The 16,805-nt window shown below is 32.2% G+C and carries 16 protein-coding genes; 9 read left to right on the top strand and 7 right to left on the bottom strand.

Annotated elements, in window-relative coordinates:
• Positions 1–18: 18 nt before the first annotated feature.
• The 4 genes from accD (at position 19) to folK (ending at position 5,109) form a co-directional block, all read left to right on the top strand.
• Positions 19–876: an acetyl-CoA carboxylase, carboxyltransferase subunit beta gene (accD, locus tag ACQYZ7_RS05380; protein WP_430728740.1), complete on the top strand. Its 858-nt coding sequence runs from the start codon at positions 19–21 to the stop codon at positions 874–876.
• Positions 877–1,005: 129 nt separating this feature from the next.
• Positions 1,006–1,275 (top strand): 30S ribosomal protein S15, encoded by a 270-nt coding sequence (gene rpsO, locus ACQYZ7_RS05375; RefSeq protein WP_047788611.1) that lies wholly within the window; start codon positions 1,006–1,008, stop codon positions 1,273–1,275.
• 185 nt (positions 1,276–1,460) lie between these two features.
• Positions 1,461–3,695, top strand: a complete 2,235-nt coding sequence (locus tag ACQYZ7_RS05370) for a polyribonucleotide nucleotidyltransferase (protein ID WP_430728739.1) — start codon at positions 1,461–1,463, stop codon at positions 3,693–3,695.
• Positions 3,696–3,978: 283 nt separating this feature from the next.
• Positions 3,979–5,109 (top strand): 2-amino-4-hydroxy-6-hydroxymethyldihydropteridine diphosphokinase, encoded by a 1,131-nt coding sequence (folK, locus tag ACQYZ7_RS05365; RefSeq protein WP_430728738.1) that lies wholly within the window; start codon positions 3,979–3,981, stop codon positions 5,107–5,109.
• Positions 5,110–5,136: 27 nt separating this feature from the next.
• Here folK and gldC read toward each other — a convergent pair whose 3' ends face one another.
• Both gldC and gldB read right to left on the bottom strand, forming a co-directional pair.
• The gene (gene gldC, locus ACQYZ7_RS05360) at positions 5,137–5,475 is read right to left on the bottom strand and encodes a gliding motility protein GldC (protein WP_430728737.1); all 339 of its coding nucleotides are present in this window, start codon (positions 5,473–5,475) and stop codon (positions 5,137–5,139) included.
• Positions 5,475–6,437 carry a gliding motility lipoprotein GldB gene (gene gldB / locus ACQYZ7_RS05355; protein ID WP_430728736.1) on the bottom strand — a complete coding sequence of 321 codons (963 nt, stop codon included), beginning with the start codon at positions 6,435–6,437 and terminating at the stop codon, positions 5,475–5,477. The genes gldC and gldB overlap by 1 nt, the downstream gene beginning before the upstream one ends.
• 92 nt (positions 6,438–6,529) lie before the next feature.
• On the opposite strand from gldB, the gene nadE reads away from it, so the two are divergent.
• Entirely contained in the window at positions 6,530–7,318 is a 789-nt protein-coding gene (gene nadE, locus ACQYZ7_RS05350) for an NAD(+) synthase (RefSeq protein ID WP_430728735.1), read from the top strand.
• A 214-nt stretch (positions 7,319–7,532) separates the two neighbouring features.
• On the opposite strand, the gene dnaG is transcribed toward nadE, so the two are convergent.
• Entirely contained in the window at positions 7,533–9,542 is a 2,010-nt protein-coding gene (gene dnaG, locus ACQYZ7_RS05345; RefSeq protein WP_430728734.1) for a DNA primase, read from the bottom strand.
• A gap of 116 nt (positions 9,543–9,658) precedes the next feature.
• Here dnaG and ACQYZ7_RS05340 point away from each other — a divergent pair, with 116 nt between their 5' ends.
• Positions 9,659–10,576, top strand: a complete 918-nt coding sequence (locus tag ACQYZ7_RS05340; RefSeq protein ID WP_430728733.1) for a leucine-rich repeat domain-containing protein — start codon at positions 9,659–9,661, stop codon at positions 10,574–10,576.
• Between the two features lie 74 nt (positions 10,577–10,650).
• Here the strand turns inward: ACQYZ7_RS05340 and clpX are convergent, their stop codons facing one another.
• The 4 genes from clpX to ACQYZ7_RS05320 all read right to left on the bottom strand — a co-directional run bounded on the left by clpX (position 10,651) and on the right by ACQYZ7_RS05320 (position 14,523).
• Positions 10,651–11,889 carry an ATP-dependent Clp protease ATP-binding subunit ClpX gene (clpX, locus tag ACQYZ7_RS05335; protein ID WP_430728732.1) on the bottom strand — a complete coding sequence of 413 codons (1,239 nt, stop codon included), beginning with the start codon at positions 11,887–11,889 and terminating at the stop codon, positions 10,651–10,653.
• Between the two features lie 43 nt (positions 11,890–11,932).
• Positions 11,933–12,592, bottom strand: coding sequence for an ATP-dependent Clp endopeptidase proteolytic subunit ClpP (gene clpP, locus ACQYZ7_RS05330; RefSeq protein WP_430728731.1), 660 nt, complete (start codon positions 12,590–12,592; stop codon positions 11,933–11,935).
• A 129-nt stretch (positions 12,593–12,721) separates the two neighbouring features.
• Positions 12,722–14,044: a trigger factor gene (tig, locus tag ACQYZ7_RS05325; protein WP_430728730.1), complete on the bottom strand. Its 1,323-nt coding sequence runs from the start codon at positions 14,042–14,044 to the stop codon at positions 12,722–12,724.
• A 131-nt stretch (positions 14,045–14,175) separates the two neighbouring features.
• On the bottom strand, positions 14,176–14,523 hold the full coding sequence (locus ACQYZ7_RS05320) for a phage holin family protein (protein WP_115900072.1): 348 nt from the start codon (positions 14,521–14,523) through the stop codon (positions 14,176–14,178).
• 520 nt (positions 14,524–15,043) lie between these two features.
• Between ACQYZ7_RS05320 and ACQYZ7_RS05315 the strand changes: the two genes are divergently transcribed.
• The 3 genes from ACQYZ7_RS05315 to ACQYZ7_RS05305 all read left to right on the top strand — a co-directional run bounded on the left by ACQYZ7_RS05315 (position 15,044) and on the right by ACQYZ7_RS05305 (position 16,753).
• The gene (locus ACQYZ7_RS05315) at positions 15,044–15,454 is read left to right on the top strand and encodes a hypothetical protein (RefSeq protein WP_430728729.1); all 411 of its coding nucleotides are present in this window, start codon (positions 15,044–15,046) and stop codon (positions 15,452–15,454) included.
• Positions 15,455–15,544: 90 nt separating this feature from the next.
• Positions 15,545–16,111: a Crp/Fnr family transcriptional regulator gene (locus ACQYZ7_RS05310; protein WP_430728728.1), complete on the top strand. Its 567-nt coding sequence runs from the start codon at positions 15,545–15,547 to the stop codon at positions 16,109–16,111.
• Positions 16,112–16,174: 63 nt separating this feature from the next.
• Positions 16,175–16,753: an NAD(P)H-dependent oxidoreductase gene (locus ACQYZ7_RS05305; RefSeq protein WP_430728727.1), complete on the top strand. Its 579-nt coding sequence runs from the start codon at positions 16,175–16,177 to the stop codon at positions 16,751–16,753.
• Positions 16,754–16,805: the final 52 nt, after the last annotated feature.

Genomic DNA, 16,805 nt, shown 5'->3' with positions numbered 1-16,805 from the left:
AGAATAAAAAACTAAATTATGGCTTGGTTTAAACGTACAGACAAAGGGATTCAAACCCCAACAGAAGAAAAAAAAGACACACCTAAAGGCTTGTGGTATAAAACCCCAAGTGGAAAAATAATTGATACCGACGAATTAAAAAAGAACTTATACGTAAGTCCAGAAGATGGATACCATGTACGTATAGGTAGTAAAGAGTACTTTGAAATCTTTTTTGATGACAATAAATTCAAAGAATTGGATCCAAAGTTATCAGCTAAAGACCCGTTAAAATTTGAAGACACTAAAAAGTATCCTGAAAAATTAAAAGCAGCTCAGAAAAAAACAGGATTAAAAGATGCTGTACGTACTGCCGTAGGTAAATCAATGGGAAAAGATTTAGTAGTTGCTTCTATGGATTTTGCTTTTATAGGAGGTTCTATGGGTAGTGTAGTTGGAGAAAAAATAGCACGAGCTATTGATTACTCAATCAAAAACAACATTCCTTTTTTAATGATTTCTAAATCAGGAGGAGCTCGTATGCAAGAAGCATCACTTTCTTTAATGCAATTAGCAAAAACATCTGCTAAACTTGCACAATTAGCAGATGCTGAAATCCCATATGTATCTTTATGTACCGATCCTACTACAGGAGGAACCACAGCTTCTTTTGCTATGTTAGGAGACATTAACATTGCAGAACCAAATGCGTTAATAGGTTTTGCTGGTCCACGTATTGTAAAAGACACTACTGGTAAAGATTTACCAGAAGGATTTCAACGTTCAGAATTTTTACTAGAACATGGTTTCTTAGATGCTATTTTCGAACGAAAAGACTTAAAAAAACAGATTAACTTATATATTGACTTAATACAGAATCAACCTGTAAGAGCATAACAAAAAAGCTAGCGTTTGCTAGCTTTTTTGCTTTCTATTTTTTTCGTTTTCAATCCAAAAAATAATCGTACATTTGCAACTTCAATGTGAATGCATTGAGTACATAATAATCATTTAAATAATATTGGCATGTATTTAACAAAAGAAGTTAAAGAACAAATCTTCGCAAAACACGGTAAAGGAGCAAATGATACTGGTACTGCAGAAGGTCAAATCGCGTTATTTACGCACAGAATTAACCACTTAACTGAGCACTTAAAGAAAAATCGTAAAGATTTTAACACAGAGCGCTCGTTAGTACGTATGGTAGGTAAGCGTAGAAGCTTATTAGATTATCTAAAGAAAAAAGAGATTAACAGATATCGTGCGATTATTAAAGAATTAGGAATTAGAAAATAATTCTACAAAAAAAGAGGCTCTATAAACGTGCCTCTTTTTTATTTTTACATGAAATTTATTTCTGACTAACAAACAGAAATTTATATATAAAAAGCTCAAAATTACTAACAACAATTTTGATTTTCCATTGGAGCAACAACAACACAACAACAACAAACAAAAACAAAACATTAGAATTAAAATTTATGATTCCAAAAGTATTTAGAGAGGTCATAGACCTTGGAGATGGAAGAACCATCTCATTAGAAACCGGTAAATTAGCAAAACAAGCACACGGTTCAGTTGTTGTTCAGATGGGAAAAGCAATGTTATTATGTACTGTAGTATCTAACTACAAGCAATCTGATGTTGATTTTTTACCATTAACAGTAGATTACCGAGAAAAGTTTGCCGCAGCAGGACGTTACCCTGGAGGCTTCTTTAAAAGAGAAGCAAGACCAAGTGATGGAGAAGTATTAACAATGCGTTTAGTAGACCGTGTTTTACGTCCTTTATTTCCAAAAGATTATCACGCTGAAACACAAGTTATGATTCAGTTAATGTCTCATGATGAAGAAGTAATGCCAGATGCTTTAGCTGGTTTAGCTGCTTCAGCTGTAATTCAATTATCAGATATTCCTTTCGAAACTCCAATTTCTGAAGCACGTGTTGCTAGAGTAAATGGAGAATTTGTGATCAATCCAAACAGATCACAATTAGCCGAATCTGATATCGATATGATGATTGGAGCTTCAGCAGATTCTGTAATGATGGTTGAAGGTGAAATGGATGAGATTTCTGAAGAAGAAATGGCAGATGCTATTAAATTCGCACACGAAGCTATTAAAGTACAATGTGCGGCTCAAGTTCGTTTAGCAGAAGCTTTTGGTAAAAAAGAAACTCGTGAATACGAGGCAGAAAGAGAAGATGAAGAGTTAGCTAAAAAAATTAACGATTTGGCCTATGCTAAATGTTATGACATTGCTAAAAAAGGAACTTCAAAAGCAGAAAGAGGCTTAGCTTTTTCTGAAGTAAAAGAAGAAATCATTGCTACTTTTTCTGAAGAAGAAATTGAAGACTACGGTAATTTAATTGGAAAATATTTTAACAAAGCACAAAAAAATGCTGTTAGAGAATTAACATTAGCTGAAGGACTACGTTTAGACGGGCGTACAACTACAGATATTAGACCTATTTGGTGTGAGGTTGATTACTTACCATCTACACACGGTTCTTCTATCTTTACTCGTGGAGAAACGCAAGCATTAGCAACTGTAACCTTAGGAACCTCTAGAGAGGCTAACCAAATAGACATGCCGTCTTACGAAGGTGAAGAAACTTTTTATTTACATTACAACTTCCCTCCTTTTTGTACTGGGGAGGCACGTCCTTTAAGAGGAACTTCACGTAGAGAAGTTGGTCATGGTAACTTAGCTCAAAGAGCCTTAAAAGGAATGATTCCTGCTGATTGCCCATACACCGTGAGAGTTGTATCTGAAGTGTTAGAATCTAACGGTTCTTCTTCTATGGCAACCGTTTGTTCTGGTACCATGGCATTGATGGATGCTGGTGTACAATTAAAGAAACCTGTTTCTGGTATCGCAATGGGGTTAATTTCTGATGGTGATCGTTATGCAGTTTTATCTGATATTTTAGGTGATGAAGACCACTTAGGAGATATGGACTTTAAAGTAACGGGAACCGCTGACGGTATTACAGCTTGTCAAATGGATATTAAAGTAAAAGGATTAAGTTACGAAATTTTAGTAAATGCATTAAAACAAGCTCGTGATGGTCGTTTACATATATTAGAAAAACTAACAGACACCATTGCTACTCCTAATGCAGAAGTGAAAGCTCATGCACCTAAAATGGTTACTAGAGTGATTCCTAACGATATGATTGGAGCATTTATTGGACCGGGTGGAAAACACATTCAAGAGTTACAAAAAGAAACTGAAACTACTATTGTTATCAACGAAGACCCTGTTACTGAAGAAGGAATCGTTGAGATATTAGGAACAAGTCCTGAAGGAATTGAAAAAGTTCTTGCGCGTATAGAATCAATGATGTTTAAACCTGAAAAAGGTTCTGTTTACGAAGTAAAAGTAATAAAGTTATTAGATTTTGGTGCCGTTGTAGAATATACTGAAGCTCCAGGAAATGAAGTTTTATTACACGTTAGCGAGTTAGCTTGGGAACGTACTAACAATGTTACAGATGTTGTTAATTTAGGAGATATTTTAGATGTAAAATATTTCGGAACTGATCCTAAAACTCGTAAAGAGAAAGTTTCTCGTAAAGCTTTGTTACCTAAACCTGAAGGTTATGTAGCTAGACCACCTAGAGATAACAATAGAGACAATAAAGGTCGTGATAATCGTAACCGCGATAATCGTCGTGACGATAGAAAACCTAGACAAGATAAAAAAGAATCATAAGATTCTATTTTTAGAAAGCAAAAAAACAACCAAATTTGGTTGTTTTTTTTGTTTTCTACACTTTACAGTAAAGAAAAAAGGCTGCTAAAATTAGCAACCTTTAACTTAGAGTTATTTCAGATCATTCCCCAATAATCATATAAAAATCTTACTCTATAAAGAAATCCAATACTATAACAGTTGAAAAACAAAATACCCTACCTTATTTTCAAAAATATATTTAAATAAAAAATCTTTTTTTAGCTTTTCTTTTTTTAGTTTTAGTTTTCTTTGCATCCCATTCATGAAAATACAACGAATTACATATATTTCTATAGGAACCAATCAAGGAGATAAGCTTGTAAACATTCAACAAGCAATCAACTCAATTGCAGATAAGGTAGGCGCTGTATTAAAAGTAGCATCTGTATATGAAACGGCTTCATGGGGATTTGATAGCAATAACTTTTTTAACACTTGCATTAAAGTTTCAACATATTTACCTCCTGAACAATTAATACTGAGACTACTTTCTATAGAAAAAGAACTTGGAAGAACTCGAAAAAATACTGAAGGATATTCTGATAGATTAATTGATTTAGATATTTTACTATTTGATGATGAAATTATCTTCTCTAAAACCTTAATCGTACCACATCCACGAATGTTAAAACGTAAGTTTGCATTAGTACCTTTGGTTGAAATTGCACGTAATGTTATCCATCCTATAAAGAAAAAACATTTGTATATCTGTCTGGAGAATTGTACTGATACTTCAGAAATCACAAAGCTTAATAAAAAACTAGAGCGACCTATTCCTATTACTGAAAAGTATAATTATATCGCTATTGAAGGTAATATTGGTGCTGGAAAAACTTCGTTAGCCAATATGATGTCTGACGAGTTTAATGCGAAAGTAGTGTTAGAACGTTTTGCTGATAATCCGTTTTTACCAAAGTTTTACAATGATAATGATCGTTATGCTTTTCCTTTAGAAATGAGTTTTTTAGCTGATCGTTATCAACAACTTTCTGATGATTTAGCACAATTCGATTTATTTAAAAACTTTATTGTTTCTGATTACTACATTTTTAAATCGCTCATTTTTGCACAAATTACTTTGCACAGTGATGAATATAAGTTGTATAGAAAAATGTTTGATTTAATGTACAAAGAAATCACTAAGCCTGATTTGTATGTATATTTATACCAGAACACTGAGCGCTTGTTAGAAAACATTAAAAAACGAGGACGTGATTACGAGCAAAATATAGAAGCTGGTTATTTACAAAAGATTCACGATGGTTATAGTAACTTTATCAAAACACAACCTGATTTAAACATTCTAATTGTTGATGTTTCGGATTTAGATTTTGTAAACAACCCTGATGATTATGAAACTATCATTAATAAGATAAAAAACTACAATACATAAAAAAGCAGCTTTAAAAGCTGCTTTTTTTTATTTCTGAATTAACTCTAGCTTTTCAGCAAAGTAGTCACAAAAATCACGCATAGTTGCGCTCATTTTTTCGTCGTTTGTTGCTCTTTCAAAAGAATTTGCCATAGACACCAAGGTTTGATGAAAAAACTGCTTCATTTCATCCACAGGCATATCCTTGGTCCATAAATCCATTCGTAAGGTATCTTTTTGTTTATGATCCCAAACAGATAGCATAATTGCTTTTGATGCTTCATCTTTTATACCTCCGTCTTCTGCATTCCAAGTAATTGCTTCAGGAACTTTGTTTTCGTCTAGTCCTACTTTAAATGTTATTTTTGATGTATGCTCTACCGCCATTATCTTTTTGGTTTATATCTTGAGTTTTTGAAGATTTCCTCTTCACTTGTTTGTAATAATTGATGCAAAGATACATCATTCTTTTGCATGTACGAACGTACAATTTGCCAACCAATCCACTCCCCTATTCTACCTGGTGATTGACTATCTTGTTCCATATAAAACTTAGAAAATGGAGCTAAATCTAAAAAACGCTTATCAACATCTTTGCTTGTACTATACAACAAATCTTTTTCTATAAAATACATCCATATTTGTTCTTCATTACTTTTTGCCCAATCTATTTTTGCTTGTGAATATCCTATTTTAGTAGCATCAGGTGTATTGGGTAAATAAGCATCAAGCAAATACATTTTTTTTCCGCGATAAATCATTTTATCAATAAAGCTTCTCGCCATACTTGGTAACATTTGTTTACCAACAATAGCTTTAGCAACATCTACCGCAATATGTTCTTTCGTATTATTTTGTTTTACATAAGCTGGATAATCATTATAAAATTCATGCTTTCCACCTAAATAAGCATCTAAAGAAATCAACAATAAACTATCGGTATATACAATTCTATTGTTGTAATCAATATTCGTTAGCATTATAATTACCTTTGGACTTACAAATCTTGGATTATAGTATTTTACATGCTTAAATAATGATGTTAATTGCTCTTTTTCTTCTACAACATCAGGAAAAACTTTTTGAGTTTCAACAAACAACTCCTGCTCATCTTTGTTATGAATTTTATTTATCCAAACACTATCTGGTTGTGAAGGAAAAAACATTGGATATTTTTCTTTTGTCTTAGTAAGTTCCTCTGGTTTAGTATTATAAAAATCAACATCAAAACGTTCTAAATCAACATTTACATTAATACTTGACACATCAACATCTAACTTATTACTTTCATCATTTTTACATGAAAGACTTACAAGAACTAAGACAACTAGTGCTAAAATTTTTCTCATGAACTTTAGTATATTTACATTCTAAATTACAACGTCGAAATTACTAAATTAGTTTTTACAACTTAACTGTAAACTATTAAAATATCACAAAAATGAATACTCCTAAGGTTGCTCAACACATTATAAACTGGTTAAAAGATTATGCTACTAATGCAAAAGTAAATGGTTTTGTTGTAGGAATTTCTGGTGGTATTGATAGTGCAGTTACCTCAACATTATGTGCTAAAACTGGTTTACCTACTTTATGTGTTGAGTTACCAATTCATCAAGCTAAAAGCCAAGTAAGTAGAGCTAACGAACACATTAAACTATTAAAAGATCGTTTTAATAATGTGAGTGAAGCTGAAGTAGATTTAACTTCTACTTTTGAAGATTTTAAAACTATTGTTCCTCAAGTTGAACCTTCTGCTAAAGTTGATTTAGCTTTAGCCAACACTAGAGCCCGTTTGCGCATGACAACCTTATACTATTTTGCTGGATTACATGGTTTGCTAGTTGCTGGGACAGGAAATAAAGTAGAAGATTTTGGTGTAGGTTTTTATACTAAATATGGTGATGGCGGTGTGGATTTAAGCCCAATTGCAGACTTAGTAAAATCAGAAGTGTATGAGTTAGCAGCTCATTTAGGCGTTCCTACTTCTATCCAAAAAGCACAACCTACTGATGGTTTATTTGGTGATAGCAGAACAGATGAAGACCAGATTGGAGCTTCATACGATGAGTTAGAATGGGCTATGCATATGCAAGACGCAGGAAAAACTGTAGATGATTTTTCTGGTAGAGAGTTAGAGATATATAAAATATATACGCGCCTTAACCGAATTAATCAGCATAAAATGATTCCTATTCCTATTTGTGAAATACCTAAAGAATTAAAGTAAGTTAACCGACATCATTTGTCGTTTAATCCTTTGGTAAGCACTCTTTTTTTGCCCGTTAGATATATTAAAAGGTAATATAATTAGCAATCTGAGCAGCTCTAGAATTTGCAGCAACTTTCTCATTTTTCTTTGGTTTCTTGTTCTTTTCGCGAGTAAAGTTACAAAAAAAATGTTAAGACCCTTAAAATCCTAAACATTCAGCAATTTATCAGCCTTAAATTACTCGGTTCAGTTTTTCGAAAAGACGCTTTTTTAACCCTGTATAGTTCCCTATTTCTTCTAGATTAGGTATTGTTTTTTGTTCTTGACTTTCTTGCATAATTTCTTTGATTTTTTCTTCAATTAAAACTCTACGCAAGTTTAAAATAGCATCAGTTACCAACTTTGGAAGAATTTTAACTGTTTCTGTTACAAAAACTTCCTTACGCTCCCAATCACTCAAGTTATATTTTTCTTCATCCATCAAAATATTAGTTACTAAACTAGATATTTGAGGGTTTTCATGCATTACCAAATGATCTACTTTAATTTTTTCTTCTTGATTTAATTGATGAATTAATTCATAATAGGTCAATCGAAATATTTCATTAGTAAACTCTATTTCGTCTTCTTGTAAGTTTAAGTACAACTCGTTTGAAACCGTATTTTGGTATTCTTCTTTTTCTAAAAAAGGACGACCTCTTTCGTCAACTGCATCTACCCAGTTCACAAAATCAACAATTTCGTTACCATATAACAACAATATTCTAATAATTTCTTTCTCTAGAATATTTAATTGATTAATGCTTTGCTGTAACTTTCCTTTTCCTCCTTTTATAGCTTCCATAGAAGCTTGCCCTTGTTCTTGGGAATAATCTAGAGGTGGTTGATTAGGGTCTTGTCCTACACTACTTTTTCTTACTGATGCCGCTCCTTTTTTTAGTAATTGTGCAAGCTCGCTAAATAGTACTCTCTCTGAAATATCCATGATACGTGCACACTCTTGTACATACACTTCTCGTTGGATACCGTCAGGAATTTTAGAAATACTTGTAACAATATCTCTAATCAATCCTGCTTTTTTCACAGGATCATTCGCCGCTTCTTTCATTAATAAAGAAACTTTGAACTCAATAAAGTCTTGTGACTTCTCCTCTAAATACTGTTTTAATTCAGCATTAGAGTGTGCTTTGGCAAAACTATCAGGGTCTTCTCCTTCAGGAAAAGCCACTACCCTAACATTCATTCCTTGTTCAAGAATTAAATCAATCCCACGAAGTGAAGCTCTAACACCAGCTGCATCACCATCAAAAAGCACTGTAATATTTTGTGTTAATCTATTCACCAAACGAATTTGATCAGGTGTTAACGCAGTACCAGAAGATGCTACCACATTTTCAATACCAGATTGGTGAAACGAAATTACATCAGTATACCCTTCTACTAAAAAACAGTTATCTTCTTTAGCTATTTCTTTTTTTGCTTGATATAACCCGTAAAGAATTTTACTTTTATGATAGATATCACTCTCGGGTGAATTCAGGTATTTTGCGGCCTTTTTATCATTTGTAAGTATTCTACCTCCAAAACCTAAAATACGTCCCGACATACTATGAATAGGAAACATCACACGCCCTTTAAATCGGTCGAACTTTCTATCTTCTGCTCCACCTTCTTTTACAATTGTTAAACCGGTAGATCTTAAGTATTTTAAATCGTAGCCTTTAGCTAGCGCAGCTTTGGTAAAATTATCCCACTCGTCTTTACAGTATCCTAAATCGAATTTTTCAATAGTATCTTCTCTAAATCCTCTTTCTTTAAAATAAGATAATCCAATAGCTCTTCCATTTTGAGTGTTCATCAACACATCGTGAAAGTATTCTTTGGCAAACTTAGAAACCAAAAACATGCTTTCACGCTCATTTACCTGCTGCTTTTCCTCGTCAGATTGTTCGGTTTCTTCAATTTCAATATTGTATTTTTTAGCTAACCAACGTATCGCTTCAGGATAGGTGTAATGCTCGTGTTCCATTAAAAAAGAAATCGCATTCCCTCCTTTTCCGGTACTAAAATCTTTCCAAATTTGTTTTACTGGTGATACCATAAACGAAGGTGTACGTTCGTCAGTAAACGGACTTAACCCTTTAAAGTTACTTCCTGACTTTTTTAACTGCACGAATTCTCCTATCACTTCCTCTACTCGGGCGCTCTCAAAAACTCTATCTATGGTTTGTTGGGTTATCATATACTATACAAATATACTACTAGTTTTAAAAGTTATCTTATTATAACAAAACTCTAGGCAAAATTAATTTGCTAAAAACATATATTTACATAATTTTGGCAAAAATTCCCCTTATTATGAAAACAATTACCCCTTTTTGTTTTGCAACATTATTTGCATTTAACATTTATTCTCAAGAAACAATTCGAATTCCTGATATTGGTTTAGAGGAATGCTTGATTAATTTAAAAATTGACTCTAATGGTTTAAACGGAAGTATTACTATTAGTGATGCCGAATATGTTACCAACTTAAATGTTAACGATCCTGTTACAAACAAAGACTTGCCTAATGTATATTCAAAAATTAAAGATTTAACTGGTTTAGAGAGTTTTCCTAATTTAAAACGTTTGGATTGCTTTGGTAATAATATCAAAAAGATTGATTTATCACAGAGTTCTTCTATAAGCTTTTTGAATTGTAGTGAAAATAAAATTGAACGTTTAGATGTAAGTAAAAATCATAATTTAACTTACATAAGTTGTGATTACAACAAGTTAACCTCGTTAATTCTTGGTGAAAATTCTAATATTCAAAGTTTATATGCTAGTTACAACCAACTTACTGCATTAGACGTTTCAAACTGTCCTAATTTGGAAAGTATGGATGTTACAGGAAATAAAATTAAAACTATCATAGTTAGTGATGATCAATTAGCTAATATCCCTCAAGGGTGGTATAAAGACGAAAAGACTATCTATGCAACGAGTAGCGGTGCTGTGGCTGACAAGAAGGTTGTAGAAGAAAAAATAGTTGTAGAAGAGGAAGCAGTAATTGAGTCAACTGAAGATGTTAAGCCTGAAACAGTTAAAAAACCTATAAAAAAATATGCTGACAGCTTTATACAAATAGTTGTTTCTGAATATGAGAAAAGTGTATTAAACGAAACATACTTAAAGCAAATAAAAAAAGAGCTTACACATAAGTACGACATTAAAGATGAAGAACTTACTGAATGGATACAACAACACAGTAAGCTTCATAAAACAGAGTAATAGCTTTATTAAAATAACATAAAAAAAGCCATCAATTTTTTGATGGCTTTTTTATTTCTTTCAGCTAAGTATACTTATGAAGCTGCTCTTAGTTTCTTTAATGCTGACTTTGTTAACTTAGACTCTGCATATTCTTTCGTTACTTTAAAGTCTTTTTCATCAGAACTTGGCATGTCGAACATTGCATCGGTTAAAATAGCTTCACATAATGAGCGTAATCCACGAGCACCTAATTTATACTCTACCGCTTTGCTAACAATAAACTGTAATGCCTCCTCAGTTATTTCAAACGTTACGTCATCCATTGAAAACAACTTAGTATACTGTTTTATAATTGAGTTTTTAGGCTCCGTTAAAATAGCTCTAAGCGTTTTTTCGTCTAACGGATTCATATAACTTAATACTGGTAAACGACCAATAATTTCTGGTATTAAACCAAACGATTTTAAATCTAAAGGTGTAATATATTGTAATAAGTTTTCGTGATCGATTTTATCTTCTTCAACTGAAGCACTATAACCAACCGCTTGCATATTTAAACGCTTGCTAATAAATCTATCTATTCCAGAAAATGCTCCTCCAGCAATAAATAAAATATCTTTAGTATTTACTTCAATAAACTTTTGTTCTGGATGTTTTCTTCCGCCTTTAGGGGCCACATTTACAACGGCTCCTTCTAATAATTTCAACAATGCTTGCTGCACTCCTTCACCAGAAACATCACGTGTAATTGATGGGTTATCACCTTTACGAGCAATTTTATCTATCTCATCAATAAATACAATACCTCTTTCAGCTTTTTCAACATCGTAATCAGCTGCTTGTAGCAAACGACTTAAAATACTTTCAACATCTTCTCCTACATAACCTGCTTGTGTTAACACGGTAGCATCTACAATAGAAAATGGTACATTTAGCATTCTTGCAATTGTACGAGCTACTAAGGTTTTTCCTGTTCCTGTTTCTCCTACTAAAACGATGTTTGATTTTTCAATCTCTACCTCATCTTCGTCATCTCTGGTTTGTAACAATCTTTTATAGTGATTGTATACTGCTACAGACATTGCTCTTTTAGTTTGATCTTGCCCTATGATATATTCATCTAAAAAAGCTTTAATTTCTTTTGGCTTTTTTAAAGTAAGATCTTTTGATAAATCACTTGTTTTAGCTTCAGCTATTTCCTCTTCTACAATTCCATGAGCTTGCTCAATACATTTATCACATATATGTGCATCTAAACCTGCGATTAATAAATCGGTTTCTGGTTTTTTACGCCCACAAAAGGAACATTGTAAATTTTCTTCTTTCGACATCTTATCAGCTTATTGCCAACAGCTCACTGCTATTAGCTGTTTATTATTTTCTAGTTAAAATTTCATCTACCATTCCGTAAGCTTTCGCTTCGTCGGCTTTCATCCAATAATCTCTATCAGAATCTTGGTTTACTTTTTCTACTGTTTGACCTGAGTGTTTAGATATTATTTGGTACAACTCATCTTTTAATTTTAAAATTTCACGAGCTGTAATTTCAATGTCAGATGCTTGCCCTTGTGCTCCACCTAATGGTTGGTGAATCATAATACGAGAGTGTGGTAACGCTGAACGCTTCCCTTTTTCTCCTGCACACATTAATACAGCTCCCATAGATGCTGCCATACCTGTACAAATTGTTGCAACGTCTGGTTTTATAAACTGCATGGTATCATAAATACCTAAACCAGCATATACTCCACCTCCTGGTGAATTGATATAAATTGAAATATCTTTATTAGCGTCTACACTCTCTAAGAATAATAATTGTGCTTGAATTACATTAGCTACTTGGTCATTAATTCCTGTACCTAAAAAGATAATTCTATCCATCATTAAACGAGAAAAAACGTCCATTTGAGTAATGTTCATTTGGCGTTCTTCCATGATGTATGGAGTTAAACTACTTGTTATTTTCCCTAAGTAACTACTATTTATTCCGTGGTGCTTTGTTGCGTATTTTTCGAACTCTTTTCCGTAATCCATTTTTAAAATGTTTTTGGGTTATAAAGATGTAAATATAAGAACTATTTCGTTAGTATTTTGTTACAGTTAATGGCTAAAAAAACCTGAATGTACATTCAGGTTTTTATTTATAACATCAGTAATTAACTGTTATTTGTACACTTCTTTAATGAAATCTTCGTAAGAAACTTCTTTAGTATCAAAGCTCATGTTTTCTTTATAAAAAGCTAATAATTTTTGGCTTATTAATTGAGATTGTAATTTTTGAGCTTCATCTTGGTTTTGTAAGATTCTTCCAGCGATATCATCTAACTCTTTTTCCTCTGGATTCATGTTTCCAAACTGAGCCATTTGGGCTCTAATAAATCCTTTTGCATAGTCTACTAACTCTGCATAGTCTAATTTAATATCGTTATCCTTCATAATCTTTCCTTCGATTAATTGGTAACGTAATCCTTTTTCAGACTTGTTGTATTCTTCAACAGCTTCTTCAGAAGTTAATTCTTTTTCTCCAGCAGTTTGTAACCACTTTTGTAAGAATTCAGCAGGTAAATCAAACTTTGTATTATCTACTAAGTTCTCAGTAATTGCGTTTAACAATTGTTGATCTGCTTGTTGTTGGAATTGCTTTTCTGCGTCTTCTTTAATTTTATCTTTTAATTCAGTTACAGTTTTTACACTTCCGTCAGAAAATAATTTATCAAATAATTCTTGATCTAATTCTGCTGGTTCTATTTCAGTAATTTCTTCAATAGTAAATGTTACAGGAATGTCTAAGTCGTGAACCTCATCGTGAGATACTCCTATAGCTCCCTGTAACTTGTGCTCATCTTCGAATAAGTTTTTAGTTTTTAATTCTAAAACGTCTCCTACTTTAGCACCTACAAACTTTTTTAAGTTTGTTTTTCCTTTAATATCTTTTACAGAAATTGTAGATTTTTTGTTGATTTCTTTCTCTTCGTTTACGAAAGTACCTGTTACGTTAGTTTCTTCGGCAGCTTCGTCTTTAGTAGACATTTTACCGTAACGAGATTGAATATTTTCAATTTCTTTCTCGATTAACTCGTCAGTAGCAACAATGTTATATTGAGTTACTTTACTTTTTGGCTTTAAGTTTACATCGAACTCAGGAGCTAATCCTAATTCAAACTCAAAAGAGAATTTATCAGCATCCCAATTGAAATCTTCTTGTACTCTTGGTAACGGGTTACCTAAAATATCTAATTTCTCTTCAACTAAGAATTTGTTTAACGATTCTTGTAAAAGCTTATTTACCTCATCAATCATTATTGATTTTCCGTATTGTTTCTTTACCATTCCCATTGGTACATTACCTTTTCTAAATCCTGGAATGTTTGCTGTTTTACGGTAATCGTTTAATACTTTTGTTACTTTATCTTGATAATCTTCTGCAACAATATCAACTTTTACAACTGCATTTAATGCGTCTACGTTTTCTTTTGTTATATTCATCTTAAAAATCTGTTTCTTAAAAAATCGGGTGCAAAATTACTACTTTATTTATTGATAACCAAGACTTTTAGCTACAAGAATATTATCTTTTTTACCTCCCTTATTTTCTAGTTTTTAATATTTTAGGTTACTTATTCGTCTCCTTCTTTTAATAGTGAAAACATTATTGACCTGAAAATTGACAGCAATACACTGAACAAGAGCGCTGTAAAAAATCCGCTAACAGCAAATCCTGACACTAGTTTATCTGCCAATAATATAATAACCGCATTAATTACAAACAAGAACAACCCTAGTGTAACGATGGTTGCTGGCAGTGTAAAAAACACTAGCAACGGACGTACAAATAGGTTTAACAAAGCAATTACTACCGCTACAATTACTGCGGTTGTATAACTTGCTACCGCTACCCCTGGTAAAATATTTGCCAATACAATTACTGCTAATGCAGTTAACAATACTTTTAAAAATGTTTTCATTTTTCTTTTTTATTTAATTGGTTATGAATTATAAATTTACTCTTTTTTCACTGAAACTATTAATTCGTAACACTTCATATACTTTACCACAACCATACCAAAAACAGAAACCTGCTGTTTTGGCAGTCAGAAAAGTTAACATTAAATTAGCCCCTAATTTTAACCAAAAAAACAAGAAACAATAACTTTACTACAAGAAGAAATATTAAAAAAGTACTTCGAAGGCTTAGACAATCATAAAAGCAAGATAGGTTTTGCTAATTCATATTTAATACAAGTATAAAAACTTAATGATTTATGTAGATTACAACAACAGCGAGAATAACACACAAGTACAAGCTGAAAGGGGATGTGCTCATACAGGATGTACGGATTGCTGCATGTATCGAAAAGCTCAACGCTTATCAAATTCTAATTTCTTTGATAAAGCTATCTTCATTCTGACTGCCGCCTCATCTACAGCTGAATGGTTTGGCTCTTGTGGTTGGGGTTGTATATAATTTATTAAACTATTCCAACAATGAAAAACAATTTAGCTCATATAGAAACGAAGAGAGATTATTTATTTGCAAGTGCTGCACCTGCTTTATTATTTATAACTATTAAAGGTGTAATACCTACTTTTATTTACGTTTTCCTAATCTTAATAGTAGCTTTTTATTTTTTCCCTTTTAGACTAATAGGTAAAACCATCAAAAACATGAGCTACTTTGATAAAGCAATATTGATAATAACTGGGGTTCTTTTTTCGACAATTTTATCTTTTTCTATATTAAATTTATACGTTCCTGATAGCTCTTTTTTTTCAAACACTATATTGGCTCTCAGTTTTGTTAACTTTTTGATTATGGCTTACTATTATTTAAAACTTAATAAATTCTTATTAGTAAATTTTATATTTTGTTTTGTAACATCTATGCTAATTTTCTAAGATATTACAACTGGTAGACCTAATTAAATACCAGCAGGCAATAACATATGTTACCACTTACTGGTATCATTTAATAAAGTAATACCTAAAATGCTCAAAAAACACCTAGAATCATATAACATTCTCACCAAAGAAGAAATAGACAACTTTGTAAAGTTAGTCAGGTATAAAAAACTTAACAAAGGGGATTTTTTTATTCAAGAAGGTAACACTTGTAAAGAAGTTGCTTTTATAGCTTCGGGTATTTTCAGGTCGTTTTATCATTCATCTGATGAAAAAGAGGTCACCTATTGTTTGTTATCAGAAAATTCATTTGTTACCGCTTACTCGTCTTTTATTTCTCAAACAAAAACCAACGAAAACATTCAAGCGTTAACCGACACTGAGTTGTATAGCGTAACCAAAGAACAGTTTGTAGCCCTAGAAAATTCAAGCACTAATTGGTTACGTCTTTTTAAAATATTTGCTGAGCAAGAATATATAAATCTTGAAAACAGAGTTTTTGTGTTACAAAATGAAAGTGCTGAAAACCGTTATAAAAAACTACTAGAAACACACCCTAGTTATTTACAAACCATACCTCTGCAATACCTTGCTTCATATTTAGGAATTACACAACGACATTTAAGCCGAATTAGAAAATCGGTTTTTTATTAGACAATTGTCCTTTTTAAACTTCTAAAACCACCCTTACTTTGCTTCATAATCTCAAAATATATTATGAAGAATATTTTATTAATAAACGGACACCCAGATAAAGAAAGTTTTAACCATGCACTAGCCGCTTCTTACAAAAAAGGTGCTTTGGAAACTAACGCTACAATTGAAGAAATTACTATTACTGATTTAAACTTTAATCCAACCCTTAAATATGGTTACCGAAAAAGAACTGAACTTGAACCTGATTTGCAAGAAGCTTTAGCTAAAATTAAAAAAGCAGATCATATTGCTTGGGTCTTTCCTGTTTGGTGGGCAGGATACCCTGCAATGATGAAAGGTTTTATTGACAGAGCTTTTTTACCAGGAATTACTTTTCAGCCTATTGAAGGAAAACCTTTTCCTGAAAAGCTTTTAAAAGGTAAAACCTCGCGACTCATTATAACTTCGGACACCCCTGGTTGGTATGATTATCTTTTCATGAAAAGACCTGCTATTAGACAATTTAAAAAAGGAACATTGGAATTTTGTGGTATTAAACCTGTTAAAACTACTTTCTTTTCAGTAATAAAAGATTCAACCTCAGAGCAAAGAAATTTGTGGTTAAATAAAGTATACACATTGGGTAAAGACCTACAGTAACAAATTCTACTCTACAAGCTGAAGAATGTTTTAGCTTGTAGAGATTCAAAAC

The sequence above is a fragment of the Tenacibaculum sp. SDUM215027 genome, from assembly GCF_050566205.1.
Lineage (GTDB): Bacteria > Bacteroidota > Bacteroidia > Flavobacteriales > Flavobacteriaceae > Polaribacter.
Note: the sequence above shows the minus strand (reverse complement) of the source record. Positions and strands in the feature narration are given on the sequence as shown.